Annotated in this window: 1 protein-coding gene; it reads right to left on the bottom strand. The window is 39.8% G+C overall.

The window, feature by feature from the left end; genetic code table 11:
- Nucleotides 1–28: 28 nt before the first annotated feature.
- Nucleotides 29–499, bottom strand: a complete 471-nt coding sequence (locus tag KJB35_RS28170) for a GNAT family N-acetyltransferase (protein ID WP_054702902.1) — start codon at nt 497–499, stop codon at nt 29–31.
- Nucleotides 500–555 lie beyond the last annotated feature (56 nt).

Below are 555 nucleotides of genomic sequence, written 5' to 3' on the forward strand. Positions count from 1 at the left end.
CTTGAACAATTTGTTATGTAGCCGACTTTCAGCTTAGTGCTTTCTGCCCAATTAGGATTTTGGGGGCAATACCAGCTTTGCGATACAAACCTAAAGCAGATTCATTGAAGGAATATACTTCTAAAAACAGCTCTTCTCCGCCGTTAGAAATAGCCCTTTCCTCAAATGCCTCTATTAGCGCCAATCCAACGCCTTGGCTTCTAAAGCATGAATCCACTACTATTTGTTCAATGCTCGCGATTTTTCGCTGTTTGAGCGTCCAAGACTTACGAACCCATAGCTCACCAAAAACAAAACCTACTAACAGCCCTTTGCTTTCGGCTACCAGAAAAATCGAGCTTTCACTTTCGATTATCTTGTGCAGGTCTATTTTTTGTTCAATTTCTTCCGGTGATAAGAAGTCATCAGGTAAATTTGCTTGATGATACTCATTAAGCTGAAACTGTAGTTTCTTGATAACACTGATATCTTCAATGCGAGCTTGGCGAATATTTAACATATATAAATCCTTTTAACTTACCGTCCTCTCGTGGCTACATAACGCTTTGCTAAGGT

It is taken from the genome of Vibrio sp. D431a, assembly GCF_030248655.1.
In the GTDB taxonomy this organism is placed as follows: Bacteria; Pseudomonadota; Gammaproteobacteria; order Enterobacterales; family Vibrionaceae; genus Vibrio; species Vibrio alginolyticus.

Bases quoted from the DNA above. Each gene is read 5' to 3' on its own strand.
- KJB35_RS28170 (WP_054702902.1), bottom strand. From the start codon at position 499: ATGTTAAATATTCGCCAAGCTCGCATTGAAGATATCAGTGTTATCAAG.